The organism is Micromonospora sp. M51 (assembly GCF_018070305.1).
Taxonomy (GTDB): Bacteria; Actinomycetota; Actinomycetes; order Mycobacteriales; family Micromonosporaceae; genus Micromonospora; species Micromonospora parva.
In genome coordinates this window covers 1-2,305 of sequence record NZ_JAGPXZ010000878.1, presented here as the reverse complement: position 1 = coordinate 2,305, position 2,305 = coordinate 1, and the positions used below count along the sequence as shown (strand labels likewise).

Genomic DNA, 2,305 nt, shown 5'->3' with positions numbered 1-2,305 from the left:
GTTTCGTCCGGATACGACACCGGTATCCGGACGAAACCGCGCCTTGCCGGATCGCCGCCCGGACTCCGCCTCGGCTCGACCGCCCTTATGAAACAGGCCCTAGCCGAGCAGCGGGAACCAGCCCGCCGACTCGCCCAGCTCCAGCCTGTCCCGGTCGGTCAGCGGCACCCGCCCGGTGGCCTTCAGCAGGAAGTCATGGTCGTCCCATGCGGTGGGTCTGACCGTGTCGTCGCTGAGCAGGCCGTCCATGGTCGCCACCGCGACGCGTACCGCAAGTGGGCCGGGCGGCGGGGCGTCGGGTAGTTCCAGCGTCAGGTCCAGGTGGTGGATGGCGGCCTCGGTGGTCAGGGTGGCGAGGAAATCCGGCACCCGCAGCACGTGGCCCTGTGTGGTCACGTACCCGTCAGGGGCGGCTGACGCGGCGGCGCGGACCGAGGCCGGGGCGGTGTCCCGCCAGAGGTCGACGATCCCGGTCGGACGGTCGAAGGCGGCGGCCGATCGGCGGACCCACCAGGCGTGCCGGGCGGAAGTGTCGTCGTCGCCGGGAAAGTCCCGCCAGTAGCTCACGTCGTCGACGTCGGCGGGGCCGTCGACGGGGCTGGCCAGGGCGACGAGTGCCCGTTGGGCGTCGCCGAGCACGTGCAGGAGCAGGTCGGCGACGAGCCATCCCTGACAGCGGGTGGCTCGTTGCAGGCCGGCGTCGTCCAGGCGGCCGACCACCGCGGTGATCCCGTCGTACGCCTGGGCCAGCGCCTCGTGCAGTCGGATCGCGGTCATGCGATTCAGCCTGGCATGAAGCCTGCCGCCCGCCAATGGTCACCGGTGGTGTGCCCGGGCCGACGCGTGGATCGACCCGGGCGAAGGCTTGCCTCGGCTCAGCCGAACATCTCGTCGAGGAAGCCCTTGCGCTTCTTCTGCCGGTCGTGGCCGTGGTAGCCGTGGTGCTGCTGCGGGTGGCCGTAGGCCGGCTGCGGCGGGTAGCCGTGGGCGGGCGGGGGCGGCGGCGGGACGTTGCCGTACCCGGGCTGGTGCGCCGGAGGCGGGGGCGGCGGCGGGTAGCCGGCCGGCTGCTGCGCGGGCTGACCTGGCGCGCCACCGGCCTGCTGGCGGCTCCAGTTGGCCTCCGCTTCGAACAGCTTCTCCAGTTCGCCGCGGTCCAGGAAGATGCCTCGGCACTCCCCGCACTGGTCGATGACGACGCCGCTGCGCTCGTACTGGCGCATTTCTCCGTGACACTTGGGACAGGTGAGGCTCATCTCCCGACGGTACCTGGTGCACCTAAGCGGTTGCTGTGAGCGCCTCGGTGACTTCTTCGTCGGACACCTCGTGGAAGTCGTCGTAGTAGACGCTCACCGCGCCGAAGTCGGGTGGGCGTTGGGCGCAGATGACCTGGTCCGCTTCGGCGGTCAGCAGCTCGTACGCCTCCTGCGCGCCGACCGGGACCGCGACCACGACCCGGTGCGCCCCGAGTTGGCGGGCGACCTCGACGGCGGCGCGGGCGGTCGCGCCGGTGGCGAGGCCGTCGTCGACGATCACCGCGGTCCGTCCGGTGAGGTCCAACTGTGCGCGCCCGCCCCGGTAGAGCCGTTCCCGGCGTTCCAGCTCTGCCTGCTCCTGCCGGCTGACCTGGGCGATGTCGTCGCTGCTGAGCCGGCCGGCCACCAGGTCGTTGAGCACCTGGACGCCGCCCGGGCCGAGTGCGCCGAAGGCGACCTCCCGGGCCCACGGCATGCCGAGTTTGCGGACGACCAGCACGTCCAGTGGCGCGCCGAGCCGTTCGGCGACGACTCGGGCGACAGGTACGCCGCCCCGCACGAGGCCGAGGACGACGACGTCTGGTTCGCCGATGAGTGCGCTGAGCCGTTCGGAGAGCACCCGGCCGGCGTCGGCCCGGTCGCGGTACGTCGTCATGCCTTCAGGTCTACGCCCTGACGGGTCGTTCCGCTCGGAAGTTACGCCGAAGTGCTCCGACCGGGCCAAACGTCGGGAAGCGGGGTGGCCGGCGTGTGGGCCGGGCGGTGCAGCGCGGGTGCCCAGGTCAGCAGCGCCAGTGGATACAGCAGGTAGCCGAAGCGGGTCGAGGGCATCAGGGCGATGGCGGCGAGCAGCCCGTACCCGCAGATGAGGGTGGCGGCGACGGCGGTGCGGGGCGGGCGGCGGGCGAGCCGGACGGCGATGGCCACTCCGGCGGCGACCAGCAGCGCGGCGGCGATGAGTCGGCCGGCGGGTAGCGTGCTGGCGATCAGGTAGCCGGGGAACGGTGACTGCGCGGGGCTGGTGACCAGCCCGTGGCCGAGCGGGAAGC

At 72.5% G+C, this 2,305-nt stretch carries 3 protein-coding genes and 1 pseudogene; all 4 read right to left on the bottom strand.

Going from position 1 to position 2,305, the window contains the following annotated elements; translation table 11 throughout:
• Positions 1–99 precede the first annotated feature (99 nt).
• Positions 100–777, bottom strand: a complete 678-nt coding sequence (locus KBX53_RS30100; protein WP_210863065.1) for a maleylpyruvate isomerase N-terminal domain-containing protein — start codon at positions 775–777, stop codon at positions 100–102.
• 98 nt (positions 778–875) lie between these two features.
• Positions 876–1,256, bottom strand: coding sequence for a zf-TFIIB domain-containing protein (locus KBX53_RS30095; RefSeq protein ID WP_210863063.1), 381 nt, complete (start codon positions 1,254–1,256; stop codon positions 876–878).
• Positions 1,257–1,278: 22 nt separating this feature from the next.
• Positions 1,279–1,911, bottom strand: coding sequence for a phosphoribosyltransferase (locus KBX53_RS30090; protein WP_030331797.1), 633 nt, complete (start codon positions 1,909–1,911; stop codon positions 1,279–1,281).
• Positions 1,912–1,952: 41 nt separating this feature from the next.
• Positions 1,953–2,305 (bottom strand): annotated as a pseudogene (locus KBX53_RS30085) (hypothetical protein); the annotation flags it as partial.

Coding starts and splice junctions, on each gene's coding strand:
- KBX53_RS30090 (WP_030331797.1), bottom strand. CDS start 1,911: ATGACGACGTACCGCGACCGGGCCGACGCCGGCCGGGTGCTCTCCGAA.
- KBX53_RS30095 (WP_210863063.1), bottom strand. CDS start 1,256: ATGAGCCTCACCTGTCCCAAGTGTCACGGAGAAATGCGCCAGTACGAG.
- KBX53_RS30100 (WP_210863065.1), bottom strand. CDS start 777: ATGACCGCGATCCGACTGCACGAGGCGCTGGCCCAGGCGTACGACGGG.